Raw genomic sequence first — 17,491 nt, forward strand, 5'->3', positions numbered from 1 at the left:
CTCCTACATTTGACCCGCGCCAGTCTTAGCCCTTCTCTTCGTCTCGCCCTCTCCCCTATCCCTCGTTATACTTGTCGGCTTTCCTGAATAAATGCCAACTAGGGTCCCGCCGCGCATGGATAAGACCTACCAGCCGCACGCTATTGAAACTTCCTGGTACCAGACCTGGGAGTCCGAGAACTATTTCGCTCCGCAAGGTGCGGGCGAGTCCTACACCATCATGATCCCGCCGCCGAACGTCACCGGCAGCCTGCACATGGGTCACGGTTTCAACAACGCGATCATGGACGCCCTGATCCGTTTCCGCCGCATGCAGGGTCGCAACACCCTGTGGCAGCCGGGCACCGACCATGCCGGCATCGCCACCCAGATGCTGGTGGAGCGCCAACTGGAAGCCACCGGCCAGAGCCGTCACGACCTGGGCCGCGAGAAATTCCTGGAAAAGATCTGGGAATGGAAGGACCAGTCCGGCGGCAATATCAGCCGTCAGATCCGTCGCCTCGGCTCGTCCGTAGACTGGAGCCGCGAGCGTTTCACCATGGACGACGGCCTGTCGGAAGCGGTCAAGGAAGCTTTCGTGCGCCTGCACGAAGATGGCCTGATCTACCGCGGCAAGCGCCTGGTGAACTGGGATACCAAGCTGCACACGGCGATTTCCGACCTTGAAGTGGAAAACCACGACGAGAAAGGTTTCCTGTGGAACCTCAAGTATCCGCTGGCCGATGGCGCCAAGACCGCCGAAGGCAACGACTACCTGATCGTCGCCACCACCCGTCCGGAAACCATGCTCGGCGACGCCGCCGTGGCCGTTAACCCGCAAGACGAACGCTACCAGGCCCTGATCGGCAAATTTGTCGAGCTGCCATTGGTCGGCCGCCGCATCCCGATCATCGCCGATGATTACTGCGACCCTGAATTCGGCACCGGCTGCGTGAAAATCACCCCGGCCCACGATTTCAACGACTACGAAGTCGGCAAGCGCCATAACCTGCCGCTGCTGAACATCTTCGACAAGAACGCCGCCGTTCTGCCGGCCTGCCAGGTGTTCAACCTCGACGGCACGCTGAACGACAGCATCGACGGCAAGATCCCGGCCGAATACGCCGGCCTCGACCGCTTTGAAGCACGCAAGCAGATCGTTGCCGCGTTCGATGCCGCCGGCCTGTTGGTCAGCGTGGATGACCACGCCCTGAAAGTACCGAAAGGCGACCGCTCCGGCACGGTGATCGAGCCGTGGCTGACCGACCAGTGGTACGTCTCCACCAAGCCGTTGGCAGAACCTGCGATTGCTGCCGTGGAAGACGGCCGTATCCAGTTCGTGCCCAAACAGTACGAAAACATGTACTTCTCGTGGATGCGCGACATCCAGGATTGGTGCATCAGCCGTCAGTTGTGGTGGGGCCACCGCATTCCGGCCTGGTACGACGAGTCGGGCAAGGTCTACGTCGGCCGCGATGAAGCCGAAGTGCGCGCCAAGCACAACCTCGGTGCGGACGTGGCGCTGCAACAGGACAACGACGTGCTGGACACCTGGTTCAGTTCGGGCCTGTGGACCTTCTCGACCCTGGGCTGGCCGCAGCAGACCGAGTTCCTGAAGAAATTCCACTCCACCGACGTGCTGGTCACCGGTTTCGACATCATTTTCTTCTGGGTTGCCCGGATGATCATGCTCACCATGCATTTGGTGAAGAACGAGGACGGCACCCCGCAGGTACCGTTCAAGACCGTGTACGTGCACGGCCTGGTGCGTGATGGCCAGGGCCAGAAGATGTCCAAGTCCAAGGGCAACGTGCTGGACCCGCTGGACATCATCGACGGCATCGACCTGGAGACCCTGGTGCAAAAACGCACCTCGGGCCTGATGCAGCCGAAACTGGCGAAAAAGATCGAGAAGCAGACCCGCGACGAGTTCGCCGACGGCATCGCCAGCTACGGCACCGATGCCCTGCGCTTCACCTTCTGCTCGCTGGCGTCCACCGGTCGCGACATCAAGTTCGACATGGGCCGCGTCGAAGGCTATCGCAACTTCTGCAACAAGATCTGGAACGCGGCGCGCTACGTGCTGGACAAGGGCGAAGACTGCGGCCAGAACGGCGAAGCCTTTGAGCTGTCCCTGGCTGATCGCTGGATCATCTCGCAGTTGCAGCGCACCGAAGCCGAAGTGACCCGCCAACTCGACCAGTTCCGTTTCGACCTGGCCGCACAAGCGCTGTACGAGTTCATCTGGAACCAGTATTGCGACTGGTACCTGGAACTGTCCAAGCCGGTGCTGTGGGACGAGAACGCACCGATCGAGCGCCAGCGCGGCACCCGTCGCACCCTGGTGCGCGTGCTGGAAGTGGCGTTGCGCCTGGCGCATCCGTTCATGCCGTTCATCACCGAAGAAATCTGGCAGCGCCTGGCGCCGCTGGCCGGTATCGAAGGCAAGACCATCATGCTGCAACCTTGGCCGGTGGCCAATGAAGCCCGCATCGACGAGGCTGCCGAAAGCGATATCGAATGGCTCAAGGCCCTGATGCTCGGCACGCGCAACATCCGCGCCGAGATGAACATCGGCCCGGGCAAGCCTTTGGCGGTGTTCGTGAAGAACGCCAGTGCCGAAGACCTGCGCCGTCTCACCGAGAACGACGCCTTGCTCAAGAAGCTGGCGAAGCTGGAGTCGATCACCGTATTGGCTGATGGCGCCGAAGCACCGCTGTCTGCCACCGCACTGGTTGGCGAGATGGAAGTGCTGGTGCCGATGGCCGGCCTGATCGACAAAGGCGCCGAACTGGCACGCCTGGACAAGGAAATCCTGCGTTTGCAGGGCGAAGTGCAGCGCGTCGGCGGCAAGCTGTCCAATGCGGCGTTCGTGGACAAGGCCCCGGCCGAAGTCATCGACAAGGAACGCGCCAAGCTGGCCGAGGCCGAACAGGCGTTGGGCAAGCTGGCGGAGCAACATGCGCGGATTTCCAGCCTGTAAGGGCCGGCCTGCGTAAAAAAGAGACCTTCGGGTCTCTTTTTTTTGGCACTGCAAACCCAATCAATGTAGGAGCCGGCTTGCCAGCGATAGCATCACCTCGGTCTGCCCGATACACCGAGTCACCCGCATCGCCGGCAAGCCGGCTCCTACAGTTGAACGGGTTGGGCTCAGGATGTGTGACAATGGCCGCCACTTTGAGCCAACACCAGAATCATCATGACCGCCCCCAGCACACCCAAACCGCCCCGCAAGAAGCCGAAAACCGCCGCCACGGCCAAGCCCGTCGCGCCGCGCAAGGAAGCGACCCTGCACCCGCGCAACCGCCACCAGGGCCGTTACGACTTCCCCGCGCTGATCAAGACCACGCCAGAACTGGCCCAGTATGTGATCCTCAACCCCTACGGCAAGGAAAGCATCGACTTCGCCAGCCCGGACGCGGTGCGGGTGTTCAACCGGGCGCTGCTCAAGGCGTTCTATGGCGTGCAGCACTGGGATATCCCGGCTGACTACCTGTGCCCACCGGTGCCGGGCCGTGCCGATTACGTGCACTTCCTCGCCGACCTGCTGGCCAGCGTCAACGACGGCAAGATTCCCCGTGGCTCGATCGTCAAGGTGCTGGACATCGGCATGGGCGCCAACTGCGTCTATCCGCTGATCGGCTACATGGACTACCGCTGGAACTTCCTCGGCTCCGAGATCGACCCGACCGCCGTGGCCGCCGCCAAGGCCATTGTGCAGTCCAATGACCTGAGCAAGGTCATCCAACTGCGCCAGCAAACCAATCCCAAGCATATTCTGCTGGGGCTGCTGGAGCCGGGTGAGCGTTTTGACCTGACCATGTGCAACCCCCCCTTCCATGCCTCCATGGATGAAGCGACCAAAGGCAGCGAGCGCAAGTGGCGTGCCCTGGGCAAGGCCGATCCCAAGCGCAAATTGCCGGTATTGAACTTCGGCGGCCAATCGGCAGAGCTGTGGTGCGAGGGCGGTGAGGCGCGGTTTGTCACGCAATTGATCGCCGAAAGCGCGCATTTTGCGCATAAAGTGCTGTGGTTCAGCACTCTGGTGTCAAAAGCGTCCAACCTGCCTGCCATCGAGACCGCGCTGAAAAAGGCCGGGGTCCTGGAAAGCCAGGTGGTGGAGATGTCCCAGGGCCAGAAACAGAGCCGTTTTGTGGCATGGACCTTCCAGACCAAGAACGAGCAACAGATCTGGCGCCAGCGCTGGGTGCGCTAGAGGCAAATCGCAGGCAACAAAAAACCGTGCCCGGATCGCTCCGATGCACGGTTTTTTTGCTGCGTATTACTTGTTGATCGAGTCGGTCAGGCCTTTGGCCACAACCAGCTTGATCACTTTCTTCGCAGCGATTTCGATGGCAGCGCCAGTCGAAGGGTTACGGCCGGTACGGGCTGGACGCTCGGCCACTTTCAGCTTGCCAACACCTGGCAGAGTGATTTCGCCGCCGTTGTCCAGCTGGTCACCAACGATCTGAGCCAGTTGCTCCAGTACTGCACGTACTTGAACCTTGGTGGTGTCAGTGGATTCGGCGATATCAGCGATCAGTTGGTCTTTAGTCAAAGCCATTGTGGTGTTCCTTCCCTATCAAATTCATTTGGATTGCAGAGTGCAGTGTCAGCCATCGAGCCCGACCGTCAAGGCCTGGCACCCCTGGCCATAACCGCGAGAGATCGGGGTTATAGATGCTTGAAACGGGGTTTGGTTCGACCTGACAAATGCTGAATGCACGCTTAACGCCGATACATCGCGTAAGACGGGGCAAAACTAGCACAGAGACGGGGAAATATCCGCTTCTACCTACCCATTTGGTCAGCTTTATCGCTCTAAACCGTGAAAAAAAGGCATATGGGCCGTCAGAGGCCTGCCAAAACCGCTGCAAACGACGCCGCGACCAACGGGTGCGGTACACTGGCGACTTTTTCCGGGAGGCCAACCGCTCCCGCCCAACCAGCCGAGAAGCCCATGCCGATCCGTCACTGCATCGTCCACCTGATCGACAAAAAACCCGACGGCACGCCCGCAGTTCTCCACGCCCGTGACTCCGAACTGGCCGAGTCCGCCGCCATCGAGAACATGCTCGCCGACCTCAACGAGAGCTATAACGCCAAGCAAGGCAAGGCCTGGGGTTTGTTCCATGCCGAGTCCGGCGCGCACCCGTTCAGCGGCTGGTTGAAGGAATATTTCGACGGCGCCAAGGATTTCACCGCCTTCAGCCGGATTGCCGTGGAACACCTGCAGAAGCTGATGGAGGAATCCAACCTCTCTGTCGGCGGCCACGTGCTGTTTGCCCACTATCAACAGGGCATGACCGACTACCTGGCCATCGCCCTGCTGCACCACAGCGAAGGCGTGGCGGTGACCGACGAGCTGGACGTGACGCCCTCGCGCCACCTGGACCTGGGCCAGTTGCACCTGGCGGCACGGATCAACGTGTCCGAATGGCAGAACAACAAGCAGTCCAAGCAGTACATCTCGTTTATCAAGGGTAAGAACGGCAAGAAGGTCTCGGAGTACTTCCGCGACTTTATCGGCTGCCAGGAAGGCGTCGACGGCCCGGGCGAGACCCGCACCCTGCTCAAGGCCTTCAGCGACTTCGTCGAGAGCGAAGACCTGCCGGACGAGTCCGCCCGCGAGAAAACCAAGACCCTGGTGGACTACGCCAGCAGCCAGGCCAAGCTCGGCGAGCCGATGGGCCTGGAAGAACTGTCGGGCTTGATCGATGAAGATCGGCCAAAGGCGTTCTACGACCATATCCGCAACAAGGACTACGGCCTGTCACCGGAAATCCCCGCCGATAAGCGCACCCTCAACCAGTTCCGCCGCTTCACCGGGCGCGCCGAAGGCTTGTCCATCAGCTTTGAAGCGCACCTGCTGGGCGACAAGATCGAGTATGACGAAGCCGCCGGCACCCTGATCATCAAGGGCTTGCCGACCCAACTGACCGACCAGCTCAAGCGCCGTAACTGATGCTCGGCGGGGTCCTGAAGAAAGTCCTGCTGGTGCTGCTGGTGGTGGTGGCGATCCAGAACTGGGGCAAGATCGAGCGGTTGTTCAACCCCTCGCAGGTGGTGCCGGAGCAGGTGCGGGCCACCGCCCGGGTGACGCTGTACACCACCGAGTGGTGCGGGTACTGCAAGCAGACCCAGCGGTTCCTCGATCAGAAAGGCATTCCCTACAAGAGCGTGGATATCGAAAAGGATACCCAGGGCCGCAAGGCCTATGAGGCCCTGGGAGGCGGCGGGATTCCATTTGTGGACGTGAATGGCACGCAGATTCGCGACTACAACCCGGATGCCATCCTGTCCGCCCTGAACCTGTAGGCGCGAGCAAGCCCTAATGCCGATCAGTTAAGCGCAGATCAAATGTGGGAGCGGGCTTGCCCGCTCCCACAGGCGATCTGCGCATTAACCCACGCCTATAGCGGTTTGATTAACGGATTAAGAAGCCCAGGCGCGGAAAGTGCACATGCACAGTGCCGCCGCGCTCATCCGCGCGACGCAGGATCAGTTCTTCACGGCCGGCAAACATCAACTCCCCCGCCACCGGGTCGACGCCATAGTCGGTCGCGGCGATGGTCACTTGCTGGCCGACCTTGAACCCGTCGGGCTCTGCAAACACTTCATCCGGCAACGCTGCAGGCGCGCTATCGCGGGCGATTTCCAGGGCCTGCTTGGCACTCATCTCGCTGGCAGTGCCATGCCCAAAGCCCAGGACCCGCGCCAGCCAGGCGCTGGCAGCCGGATAGTTATCCACCAGCGGCGAGGTCACCGACGAGCCTTTGAGGAACCACAACGGATGGGCCATGGCAAAGTCGGCAATCGATGGCTCGCCAAACAGGAAATCCCCCGACTGGCGCTGCAATTGCTGCTCAAGGCGCGCAATGATTGCCGGCCACTGGTGCCGCGCCACGTCCAGTTGCACGCGGCTGGCGCTGCCGTCGCCGAACATCTTGCTGCGGTCGGCCACCAGCACCTGCAGCAACTGCGGCGGCACCTTGGCAAATTTCACGGCCAGGGATTCGGGCTGGAACACCAAGGCCACGGCATGGGAAAACACCACCGAATCGGCCCAGGCGGCAAAGCTCTGGCTGACCAGTTCCTGGCCTTCGGGAAACAGCGGCGGCGTGGCCTTTTCCTGTTCCAGGCGGCGTGCGATCAGCGCGGTGTCGCAGTAAATATCTGCACCCACTTGCAGCACCGGGGTTTTACGGTAGCCGCCGGTCAGGGCCGTCAGGTCGGGCTTGGGCATCACCGGGGGAATGGTCACCGAATGCCAGGACAGCCCTTTGTAGCCCAGGAGCAGGCGGGCTTTTTCCGCGAAAGGGGATTGGGGGTAGTGGTGCAGGATCAACTCAGACATGCCGGACTCCGCCAGATGAAGGAGCGGCCAGATTATCGTGCAAAAACCCTGCGGCCTAGCCATTGGCCTGATGGGAACTGATCAGTCAGATTGATAAGCCCGGGCCAGACACTCCTTGGCGCTTTTCTTGAGCTTTTTTATCAGGCGTTCCTGGCGCAGCGCCTCGCCCTTGCTCGCGCAGGCCTCGGTATACACCAGCGCGACCGCCGGGCTGGACAGGAAAAACCGCGCGCCCTTGCCGCTCTGATGCATCGCAAAGCGGCGCAGCGGATCGTTGCTGATCCCGCAATAGAGCGAGCCATTGGCCGCCCGCACCAGGTAGACAAACCAGGGCTTGGGCGCGATGGGTTCAGGTGGATTGTTCACAAAAGGTTCTGGCAAACGAAAAGAGCGCCAATCTTATCAACGACTGGCCTGGAACGCCTTCAACCCTTTCAACGCCTGGGCGCGCACCGCGTTGCGCACCAGCGGCGTCCAGCCCAGCAGCAGGCCCTTCGCACCCAGGGCCTGGCGCGACCAACGCCACAGGTCGAAGTGGTCGTGGTGCTCGCAGATCTTGCCGTCGCGAAACACAAAACGGGCCTGGATATCGTTGACCACGGTGTTGCCGGTCTGGCTGAACAGATACGTCGCCACCCAATGGGCGCTGCCGAGGGTGTCGTCGCTGCGCACTTGGTCGAAGGTCAGGGAAAAGTCCTTGGCCCGGGTGGTGAGCATGCGCCACATGTCGCCGGCATCGCGCCCGCGCAGTTCACCGAACGCCGGGTCGCTGAACCGCACATCCTCGGTGTAGCAGGCACTCATGGCCTCGGCATCCAGGCGCTGGAAGGCGCTGTAGAACTCGCTGATCAGGGCGTTGTGGGCGTCGCTCATGGGTTGCATCCGGCAAAGGTGGGAAGTCAGTCACGATAGTGTGCAATGGCCTGCAACGCCATCGGCATCAATCCCGGGAATGCCAGGGGTAAACCCCTAAGGCACCATGCCGCAGCTACGGGCATAGGCGAACAGATCCACGTCGGTGGAAATACACAGGCGGTTCATGGCCGTGCTTTTCTGTTTGCTGATGGTGGAAATACTGCGATTGACCCGAGCAGCGATCTGGCTGACCGTCATGCCGCTGGCGAGCATGCGCACCACTTCCCGTTCCTTGCCGGACAATTGCGGTTGTTGCGACTGATCGCCGGTGCCCGCCTCCACCAGTTGCACCCGCAGGCATTCACTGACAAAGGTCTGGCCGGCGCTCACCGTCTTGATCGCCTGGGGCAACTCCTTGGCCGAAGCACTCTTGGCGACAATGGCCTGGGCGCCATGGGCAAAAGAAGCCCGTAGGGTGGCGACGTTGGCAAACATGGTCACCAGGATCACCGGCAACTGTGGATACTGGCGGTGCAACAGGCTGAGCAAGCCGTAGCCATCGGCCTGCTGCCCGCCGGGCATGGCGAAGTCGGTCACCAGCACATCGCACGCAGTGGTTTGCAGTAACCGCAGCAGCTCATCGGGCCCGTCAGCCTCCCCCACCACTTTGCACCGACCGTTCGCCTCGATCACCACTCTCTGCCCGATACGCACAATGGGATGATCGTCAGCAATAATTACGCGAAGCATAAATCCCCACGGATGATGGCAACTGAGCCCGCAAAATACCCTCGCCGGCGGCCCTCAACAACCGTCCATACCCCAGGCTTTTGCGTGGCGATCAGTGTTTTGTAGTGATTTTTTTAAAGCCTACAAAGTAAACAGAAATTACCTACATACATAACCCGCAGTACAGATTGGCAATGACCTACAAGCCCCCCTGATCACAACGCCCCCAAGTAACGAAGGTACGCCCGCAAGTCCTCCTGGAAGGCGTCCAACTGCTGTTTGCTCAGCACTATGCCCTGGGTGTGGATGCGCTCGATCAGGCTCATCCCGCGCAGCTCCAGTTCGGCGACGCCGAGGAACGCCAGGCTGCCCACCAGGCGGTGCAGGCGCTCGGCGGTCAACGGCGCATCCAGGGCTTGGCGCGCGTGAGCCAGGGCGGCGCTGTCTTCCCGGGCTTCGCACAGCAGGCTGGTGAGCATCTGGTCCACTACGCGGGCATCGCCAAAGGTCTCGATCAGGCCGGCACGGGTCGGCCAGGGCACCGGCGCGATGGCACTCGGGGCGATGGTCGCCGGGCCGGGTAGCCATAGCGCCAGCACGCCATGCAGTTGCTCGAGGCTCAGCGGCTTGAGCAACCAGGCGTCCATGCCGGCATCACGACAGCGTTGGGGATCGTCGTGGACCAGGTTGCCGGTCAAGGCAATGATCGGTACACGCCGCTGTGCGTTGGCGTGTTCGCGCAGGCGGATCGCCCGGCTCATGGTGTAGCCGTCCATCAGTGGCATCTGGCAATCGCTGATCACCAGATCGAACGGACGTTCGGCCAGGGCAGCCAGGCCGTGTTGCCCGTCGCCAACCAAGTGATGGCCCAGCCCCAGTTTTTTCAGGAACCAGCCCATCAGCGCGCGGTAGGTGGAGTGGTCCTCCACCACCAATACGGTCAGGTGCTGCCAATGCAATGGGGGGGCGCTCGAGGGTGTCAATTCACGGGAAAGCACTGCGCTCAACGATACGTCAGTCTCCATGTTCACCTCATTGTGACGATCCGTCCTGCAGCGCACGAGGGCGCTGACGCAACAGCCAAACCCTCATGACTGCTATCGCCGCCTGAAAATAGCCTTATGGATGGCGGCATGACGATGCAACAACTACGAAAAACCCAACTTTCCTACATATCCAGCAACCTATTCCGACACAAACAAAACTGATTTCCGCCTCCCGGTGATTGTCGTAATAGTTGTATTTCCCCCGCTCCCCCCCGTCGCTAAATTGCGCTCCACCCCAATCAGAGGGAACGGGCAGGCCGCACTGCGGCCACCCCGAAACAGATACGCCAAGCCGCCTTGCAACCCGCCCCTTCCAAGGGACAGGCACTGCCGGCTGCACGCATCAATCGCCGAACTTGCACTGGAACAACCTGAAATGAACAAGTCGCTAAACCTGGTGGGCACCGCCCTGTTGCTCGCCAGCGCTACCTCCGCCTTCGCCGCCAGCAGCGTGGACCTGGCCGTCAAAGGCCTGATCACCCCGAATGCCTGTACTCCCGCGCTTTCCGCCGGGGGCGTGGTGGACCACGGAAAAATCGCCGCCAAGGACCTGCTCCAGAACAATCCCACCTCATTGCCCCGGGTGACGCTGCAATTGACCATCGATTGCGACGCAACCATTCCCTTCGCCCTCAACCCCATCGACAACCGCAGTGGCACCTCCACCAGCGGCAGCGACTTCGGCCTGGGCCTGGTCAATGGCAACAAGCGGTTGGGCCGGTTTTACCTGACCCCGCTGAACATGCTCGCCGACGGCGTGAGTGTGCAACCTATCGCCTCCGGTGACGGTGGCCGCACCTGGTACAACGAGCGCAACTGGGAACTGCAGACCCTATGGGGCGCCGGCGCCCTGGACGACGCCACCACCCTGCTGCCGGTCAAGAGCCTGGTGATGGACCTGGAAGTCGGCGCCAGCATCGCCCGTGCCGACCAGTTCGACTTCAGTCAAGAGACGCCCATCGACGGCTCCGCGACCCTGGAAGTGCTGTACCTGTAACTAAAACCCCGTCCACACGGAAGGTTCCAATCATGCATTTTTCCACCGCTATTCCATTGGCCGTGTTGTGGCTTGCCGCCTCGCCACTGGCCCTGGCCGCCAGCAGCACCGACCTCGCCGTCAAAGGCACCATTACCCCCAGCGCCTGTGCGCCGCTGATCTCCGGCGGTGGCATGGTCGACTACGGAAAAATGGCCGCCAGGGATCTCCAGGCCGAGCAGTACACCGCACTGCCCAGCCAATCCATGCAGTTGAGCGTGCGCTGCGAGGCGCCGACGTTCTTCACCTTGACCACGGTCGACAACCGCGCCGGTTCCTCGGCCAACCATGCCAGCTGGCACGGCCTGGGCATGACGGCAGAAGGGGAAAAACTCGGCGGTGCCGCGTTCCATCTGTATGCCCCCGTGGCCGATGGTGTGGCGGTGCGCACCATCACTTCCGTGGACGGCGGCGTGACCTGGCTACCCACCAGCCTGCTCACCCACAACATGCTGACGGCCGTCGCCCTGGGCAACCAACTGGTGCCGATTGCGGTACGGGACTTCGACGCACAGATCCGCCTGTACACCCACATCGCCCCCGCCGATGGCCTGACCCTGACCGACGAAGTCCCCGTCGATGGGCACGCCACGGTCCAAGTCACCTATCTGTAAACCTAATCGAAAGGAATTCGTCCCCATGAAGCCCCTGTTTACCGCCCTCGCCACCAGCCTGATGCTGCTCGGTTGCGCCACCACCTACGCCGCATCGACCGTCGACCTCACCGTCAAGGGCTTGATTGTGCCTAGCGCCTGCACCCCCAACCTGTCCGGCGGCGGGGTGATCGACCACGGCAAGATTTCCGCCAAGGACTTGCGCCCAGACAACCCGACGCATATCGGCAGCCACGTCATCACCCTGGCTGTGCTGTGCGATGCGCCGATTCAGTTTGCCCTGCACTCCATCGATAACCGTGCCGGATCCTCCACCGTGGCCTCCGACTACGGCCTGGGCCTGATCAACGGCACCCAGAAGCTGGGCTGGTATCAACTGACCTTGCGCAATCCCGTGGCCGATGGCGTGGCGATGCAACCGATTGCTTCCGGGGACGGCGGCAACACCTGGTACAGCGAGAAGTTCTGGGACGCGGGCTTGTACATGGCAGTCGCCGCCCTGGACGACGCCACCCAGCCCGCCTCCGTCAAGGAAATGGTCACCGAGCTGCTGGTCGTCACCAGCATCGCCCGTACCGATAGCCTGGACCTGAGCAACGAGGTCACCCTCGACGGCTCGGCAACCCTTGAAGTGAAATACCTGTAACGCCATGGGCGCCCATGCCTGGCAACCCCTCTGCGGCATGGGCGTTGTTTTTGTATCGCCCGCATTCACCCCGACCCGTGGCGCCCACTGATGAACACGCTCCCTCGCCTCCTGACAGTATTGCTTTTGTTGACGACCACTGCGGCGACCTTAGCCGCTTCCTTTGTCGACCTTGTAGTGACCGGCCGCCTGACACCGGATGCCTGCCACGTCACGCTGTCTGACGACGGCACGGTCGATCACGGGAAGATTCCTGCCCATACATTGATCTCCAACGAGTTCACCGTGCTGCCCAGCCAATTGCTGGAGCTCAACGTGCAGTGCAACAGGCCGATGCTGTTTGCCCTGGTGGGGCTGGACAACCGCGCCGAGTCCTCACTGGCGCCCGGTTTTTTCTACGGCCTGGGCCGCAACATTCACGTCCCGGCCGAGCGCCTGGGATCGGTGGCGCTGTCTTACCGCAACCCGGTGGGTGACGCGCAACCCATGCAAACCCTGGCCTCCAGCGACAACGGTGAAACCTGGTCGCCGGAACCCAATGCCTACCCCAAATCCTATGTCGGCTTTGCCCCGCCCGGTGACCGCCAACCCGACTTTATCGGCCAGTTGAGCGCCCAGTTGCGCATCGACACGTCCATCAACTTCGCCCAGTACCTGACCCTCAATCAGGAAGTGCCGCTCGATGGCTCCATCGTGCTGGACTTGCGCTACCTCTGACCTCTTCACGCAGCCCCCATGGAAAACCCCGTCATGACGACGACATTGTTCAACACCAGGGCCTGCATCGTGGCCCTGACACTGCTGTTTGGCGCCCCTGCGCAGGCCGACGGCATGGTCCCGGATACCTCCGTGGTCATCGTCTACGAAGCCGAAGGTGAGGCCGCTGTTTCGGTCACCAACACCGACAGCCAACTGGCCCTGCTGCACGTCACCTTGCAAGACATTCCCGAAGACAGCGAACCGCTGCTGGTGGTCACGCCGCCGCTGTCGCGGGTGGAGGCGGGCAAATCGCAACTGGTGCGGTTTATCCTGCAAAGCCCGCAACCGCTGCTGACCCAACGGCTGAAGCGGGCGATCTTCGAAGGTATGCCCCAGGGCCGCCCGGCCACCGAAGCGGGGCATGCCCGTGTGGGGGTGACGGTCCGCCAGAACCTGCCGGTGATCATTCATCCAAAAGGCCTGGCGCCCAATCGCACGCCCTGGACCGGACTCACCTGGTCGCAGCACGGCAACACCCTGCAGGTGCGCAACGACAGCCCGTATGTAGTGCGCCTGGCCCAGGAACTGCGCCTGCTGCCCGGCGATGGCAAGGCCATGCTGCCACGCACCTACGTGTTGCCAGGGGAAACCCTGAGTGTGCCGGCCACCGGCGGCCCTGCCAGCAAAGTGCGGCTGCAACCGGCCACCGTCTATGGCTTTGCCGTGGCCGCCTACGAAGCCCCTATCACCTGACGAAAAAACCAAGAGCCAGGCGTCCTGCCCCCCTGTAGGCGCCGGCTTGCCGGCGAAAAAAACGAGAGCAACGCGAGGCACCAGACCCCCCGCGCAATCGTCGACGGCTTTCGCTGGTCAGCCGGCGCCCACAGTGGGCCTGCTCGAAGACCGTCGCCAGGGCGCACAGACGCCCATCACTCGAGTGCCTTTCGTGAAAACAGTATTGAGCTGCCGTGCCGGCAACGCCGTGCCCACACGGTTCACCTTCCCCACCCTGCTGCTGGCGGGAGTCCTATTGCCCGCCACGGGCTGGGCCCAGGAGCAGCCGGGCTTCGACGCCACCACCCTGCACCAGCGCGGTATCGACCCGCAGTTGGCCAGCCTGCTACTGGACGCCCCGCGTTTTACCGCAGGCCAGCACGCCGTGACCTTGCGGGTCAATGGCCAGCACCGCGGGCGCCTGGAAGTGCGCTTCGATGCACAGGGCCGCCTGTGCTTTGACCAGGCCTTGCTGGACGCCGCCAACCTGGTGGTGCCCGATGACAGCGGCCCCTGTCACGATGTGCTCGCGCAGTATCCGCAAAGCCTGGTAGAACCCGAGCCGGCCAACCTCAGCGTATCGCTGGTGGTGCCGACCGAGGCGCTGCGGCCGTTGCAACAGGACGTCTCGGGCTATCGGACCGGGGGATTTGCCGGCCTGCTCAATTACGATCTCACCGGGTTCTACAACCGCTTCGGTGACGACGACAGCCGGTTCGGCTCGGCCAACACCGAAGTGGGTTTCAACGCCGGTGACTGGATCGTGCGCAGCCGCCAGGTACAGACCTGGCAGGATGGCCTGTCGCGCAGCACCCACCTGGAAGCCTACGCCCAACGCACCTTTGCCAACCATCAGGCAGTGCTGCAGACGGGGCAGATCAACCTCTACAACCCGGTACTGGCCGGCGCGCAGATCACCGGGGTGCAAGTGCTCACCGAACAGGCCCTGCAGGAGCAAGGCCAGGGCGCAACCATCGAAGGCATCGCCAACAGTCCGGCCCAGGTCGAGGTGCGGCAGAACGGCGCGTTGATTCACTCCACAGTGGTGCCAGCCGGGCCGTTTTCCCTGACCGATGTGCGCCGCCTGAACTCACGCTCGGACGTCGAAGTCACGGTCAAGGAAAGCAGCGGTGGCGAACGCCGCTTTACGGTCCCCGCCGCCATGCTCGGCCTTGGGTTGCCCGCGCCGGGGTATTCGGTGGCGGCAGGCCGCGTGCGCAATATCGGCGATGCCCAGGGCGACGATCCGTGGGTGGTCAGCGCGGGCTGGACCGGCGCTGTACATCCGCAGCTGTCCCTGGGCAGTGGCGTGCTGGCGTCCAGCGAATACCGGGCGGCGGGGCTGAGCCTGGGGTGGCTGCCGTGGCTCGACAGCCAGGTGCAATTGGCCACCCAAGTGGCCGACACCCAGGCCCCGGACAAAGTCCGGGGGGTGCAGACCGACCTGTCATGGTCCCAGCGCCTGAATGACCAATGGGCGTTCAGCGTAGCCAACTCCTGGCGCACACCGGGCTACCGGGAACTGGAAGAAGCCACCTATGAACCGCAATCCACCCAGCAGCGCCGCTCCCGTTATCGCGATCAACAGAGCGCCACGGTGGGCTGGTCCCACCCATGGCTGGGGGCGTTCAGTGCCGGGGTGTCGCGCTCCAGCAGCTTTGATGGCGACAGCAGCAGCCGCGGCCTGGCGTCCTGGGGCACCAGCGTCGGTAGCGTGTCGTTGTCGGCCAGTGCCGAGTGGCAGATGGGCGGGCACCAGCAGCAGGACAACGCGGTGTACCTGAATGTCAGCCTGCCGTTGGGTGAGAACCGTCGGGTGCGGGGCTGGGTCCGCAATTCGGGCGGCGAACATCGCACGGGGCTGGGACTGAACGAACAGATCGACGATCAACTGAGTTATCGCGTCAGCGCCGAACACGATACCCGTGACCAACAAGTGGAAACCACCCTCGGCGTCTCCGCCCTGCCCCGCTACAGCCAGCTGGACTTCAGTTACAGCCGCTCCGACGCCGAGCGTTCAAGCTACCAGGGCAGCGCCCGCGGCGGCGTGGTGGTGCACGACGGTGGCGTGACGTTTTCCCCTTATCCGGTGCGCGACACCTTTGCCGTGGTCGCGGTGGGCGACATGGGCGGGATCAAGCTGAGCACCCCCAGCGGCCCGGTATGGACCGACTGGCAAGGCCAGGCCGTCGTCCCCCAGGTGAGCGCCTATGGCCGCAGCCCGGTGGAAGTGCAGACCCGCTCGCTGCCGCGCAATGCCGATATCAACAATGGCCTGACGATGATCTCGGCCGGGCGCGGGGCGGTGGATCGGGTGGACTTCGCAGTGACGTTGACCCGCCGGGTGTTGCTCACCGCACGCACCGAACAGGGCGTGCTGTTGCCCCGCGGGGCCTCGGTCAGTACCGCCAGCGGCGAGTTCGTGACCCTGGTCCAGGACAGCGGCCAGGTGTTTCTGCCCAACGTGCTGGAGCCATCGGGATTGTGGGTCAGCGCGCCAGGTCTGGCGCGTTGCCGGCTGCAGTTCGAACTGCCGGCCAAGGGCGATCCCCAGGTGTATTTCGAAACCGCGCCCGCGCGCTGCAACCCCTTATGAGGAAGATCACCATGCCCCTTCTGCGCGCCCTGCGGCGACTGACCGCTGCAGTGCTGAGCGTCGGCCTCGCCGGCAACGCCCTGGCCAATGACGAGTGCCAGTTGAATATCAGCGAGTCGCTGCTGGACTTCGGCCAGATGAGCCGTCTTGCACAAAACGACAGTGCCCCCCAGCGTCTGCTCGGCGAACGCCGCTTGAGCCTGAACCTCAATTGCCCGCAACCGTCGGACATGAGCGTGTTCTATAGCGCCCTGGCTGCAAATGCACACCGCCTGCAATTTACCGAGCACGGCACCTATGCCCTGCATGTCAGCGATGGCGTGCTGGATGGCCAGGCCGTGGAGCTGGGGTTGTTGCCTGGCGCCGGCCAGCCACCGGCCAGCGTCGCTAGCGCATTGAGCTGGCGGCCAGGCCATGGCGTCGCACCGGTACAAGGTGCCAGCGTGGTCCAGGGCCGGCAGTTTTCCCTGCAACTGAGCCTCAGCGCCTGGGCCGATGTGGCCGCCACCCACGTGCGTGAGGCAACCACCTGGGAAGTGTCCGGGACATTCGACGCACGCCAGAGCGGGCGCTACCGGGAACTGACCCTGCACGCCCACTTCGCCCCAGCCGCCTGCACCCCATTGCTGTCCAATGGCGGCCTGGTGGACTACGGCACGTTGCTGGCCAAGGACCTGAGCGCCACCCAAGAAAACCCACTGCCCACCCGCACCTTGCAGTTTTCCGTGAGCTGCGATGCGCCCGCACGCTTTGCCTTGCTGATGCATGACAACCGCTTCGGCTCGGCTACCGGCGGCACCGATGAAACCGCCTACGGCCTGGACCTGGACGCCAGCCGGAACAAGATCGGACGCTACTACCTGAACATCGACCCCGCAGACTTCAGCGCCGATAGTTTCGGCACGCTGTATCGCACCGACTCCACCAGCAATGGCCGGGCGTGGAGCAGCTCCAGTGCCCGGCAAATCCCAATCGCCGCCAACAGCCTGATGGGCTTCACCAACAGCGTCGGCAACACCCAGGGCCCGATTGCCATCCAGCACCTGGCCGGCACGGTACGCGTCAAGGCCTACCTGGCTCCGATCCAGTCCCTGGACCTGCGCAACGTGGTGCATATCAACGGCTCCGGCACCCTCGAAATCATCTACCTCTGACCTCTG

At 62.8% G+C, this 17,491-nt stretch carries 17 protein-coding genes; 11 read left to right on the forward strand and 6 right to left on the reverse strand.

Features of this window, described 5'->3' with window-relative positions:
* Positions 1-115: 115 nt before the first annotated feature.
* Both HBO05_RS06155 and rlmF read left to right on the forward strand, forming a co-directional pair.
* Positions 116-2,962, forward strand: a complete 2,847-nt coding sequence (locus tag HBO05_RS06155; protein WP_169954508.1) for a valine--tRNA ligase — start codon at positions 116-118, stop codon at positions 2,960-2,962.
* A 216-nt stretch (positions 2,963-3,178) separates the two neighbouring features.
* Entirely contained in the window at positions 3,179-4,195 is a 1,017-nt protein-coding gene (gene rlmF / locus HBO05_RS06160; protein WP_169954509.1) for a 23S rRNA (adenine(1618)-N(6))-methyltransferase RlmF, read from the forward strand.
* 66 nt (positions 4,196-4,261) lie between these two features.
* On the opposite strand, the gene HBO05_RS06165 is transcribed toward rlmF, so the two are convergent.
* The gene (locus HBO05_RS06165) at positions 4,262-4,543 is read right to left on the reverse strand and encodes an HU family DNA-binding protein (protein WP_169954510.1); all 282 of its coding nucleotides are present in this window, start codon (positions 4,541-4,543) and stop codon (positions 4,262-4,264) included.
* Between the two features lie 396 nt (positions 4,544-4,939).
* On the opposite strand from HBO05_RS06165, the gene yejK reads away from it, so the two are divergent.
* Together yejK and HBO05_RS06175 are read left to right on the forward strand one after the other, a co-directional pair.
* Entirely contained in the window at positions 4,940-5,944 is a 1,005-nt protein-coding gene (yejK, locus tag HBO05_RS06170; protein ID WP_169954511.1) for a nucleoid-associated protein YejK, read from the forward strand.
* Complete coding sequence (locus HBO05_RS06175) at positions 5,944-6,297, forward strand: glutaredoxin family protein (RefSeq protein ID WP_169954512.1); 354 nt, start codon at positions 5,944-5,946, stop codon at positions 6,295-6,297. The genes yejK and HBO05_RS06175 overlap by 1 nt, the downstream gene beginning before the upstream one ends.
* A gap of 109 nt (positions 6,298-6,406) precedes the next feature.
* Here the strand turns inward: HBO05_RS06175 and HBO05_RS06180 are convergent, their stop codons facing one another.
* The 5 genes from HBO05_RS06180 to HBO05_RS06200 form a co-directional block, all read right to left on the reverse strand.
* Positions 6,407-7,336 carry a glutathione S-transferase family protein gene (locus tag HBO05_RS06180; protein ID WP_172312051.1) on the reverse strand — a complete coding sequence of 310 codons (930 nt, stop codon included), beginning with the start codon at positions 7,334-7,336 and terminating at the stop codon, positions 6,407-6,409.
* An 81-nt stretch (positions 7,337-7,417) separates the two neighbouring features.
* Positions 7,418-7,702 carry a GIY-YIG nuclease family protein gene (locus tag HBO05_RS06185; protein ID WP_346266476.1) on the reverse strand — a complete coding sequence of 95 codons (285 nt, stop codon included), beginning with the start codon at positions 7,700-7,702 and terminating at the stop codon, positions 7,418-7,420.
* A gap of 36 nt (positions 7,703-7,738) precedes the next feature.
* A complete protein-coding gene (locus HBO05_RS06190; RefSeq protein WP_169954515.1) occupies positions 7,739-8,209 on the reverse strand; it encodes a nuclear transport factor 2 family protein in 471 nt (156 codons plus the stop codon).
* A gap of 96 nt (positions 8,210-8,305) precedes the next feature.
* On the reverse strand, positions 8,306-8,941 hold the full coding sequence (locus HBO05_RS06195; RefSeq protein WP_169954516.1) for a response regulator transcription factor: 636 nt from the start codon (positions 8,939-8,941) through the stop codon (positions 8,306-8,308).
* Between the two features lie 194 nt (positions 8,942-9,135).
* Positions 9,136-9,945 carry a response regulator gene (locus HBO05_RS06200; RefSeq protein ID WP_172312053.1) on the reverse strand — a complete coding sequence of 270 codons (810 nt, stop codon included), beginning with the start codon at positions 9,943-9,945 and terminating at the stop codon, positions 9,136-9,138.
* A 397-nt stretch (positions 9,946-10,342) separates the two neighbouring features.
* Between HBO05_RS06200 and HBO05_RS06205 the strand changes: the two genes are divergently transcribed.
* The 7 genes from HBO05_RS06205 to HBO05_RS06235 all read left to right on the forward strand — a co-directional run bounded on the left by HBO05_RS06205 (position 10,343) and on the right by HBO05_RS06235 (position 17,485).
* Complete coding sequence (locus tag HBO05_RS06205; RefSeq protein ID WP_172312055.1) at positions 10,343-10,963, forward strand: DUF1120 domain-containing protein; 621 nt, start codon at positions 10,343-10,345, stop codon at positions 10,961-10,963.
* A gap of 32 nt (positions 10,964-10,995) precedes the next feature.
* On the forward strand, positions 10,996-11,616 hold the full coding sequence (locus HBO05_RS06210) for a DUF1120 domain-containing protein (protein WP_169954519.1): 621 nt from the start codon (positions 10,996-10,998) through the stop codon (positions 11,614-11,616).
* 25 nt (positions 11,617-11,641) lie between these two features.
* On the forward strand, positions 11,642-12,262 hold the full coding sequence (locus HBO05_RS06215) for a DUF1120 domain-containing protein (RefSeq protein ID WP_169954520.1): 621 nt from the start codon (positions 11,642-11,644) through the stop codon (positions 12,260-12,262).
* Between the two features lie 90 nt (positions 12,263-12,352).
* Positions 12,353-12,979 (forward strand): DUF1120 domain-containing protein, encoded by a 627-nt coding sequence (locus tag HBO05_RS06220; protein ID WP_170041794.1) that lies wholly within the window; start codon positions 12,353-12,355, stop codon positions 12,977-12,979.
* Positions 12,980-13,012: 33 nt separating this feature from the next.
* Positions 13,013-13,714, forward strand: a complete 702-nt coding sequence (locus HBO05_RS06225; RefSeq protein WP_169954522.1) for a fimbria/pilus chaperone family protein — start codon at positions 13,013-13,015, stop codon at positions 13,712-13,714.
* Between the two features lie 193 nt (positions 13,715-13,907).
* A complete protein-coding gene (locus tag HBO05_RS06230) occupies positions 13,908-16,331 on the forward strand; it encodes a fimbria/pilus outer membrane usher protein (RefSeq protein WP_172312057.1) in 2,424 nt (807 codons plus the stop codon).
* An 11-nt stretch (positions 16,332-16,342) separates the two neighbouring features.
* Positions 16,343-17,485, forward strand: coding sequence for a DUF1120 domain-containing protein (locus HBO05_RS06235; RefSeq protein ID WP_170041791.1), 1,143 nt, complete (start codon positions 16,343-16,345; stop codon positions 17,483-17,485).
* Positions 17,486-17,491 lie beyond the last annotated feature (6 nt).

Origin of the sequence: Pseudomonas sp. WS 5079 (assembly GCF_012985465.1) — a bacterium.
Taxonomy (GTDB): Bacteria; Pseudomonadota; Gammaproteobacteria; order Pseudomonadales; family Pseudomonadaceae; genus Aquipseudomonas.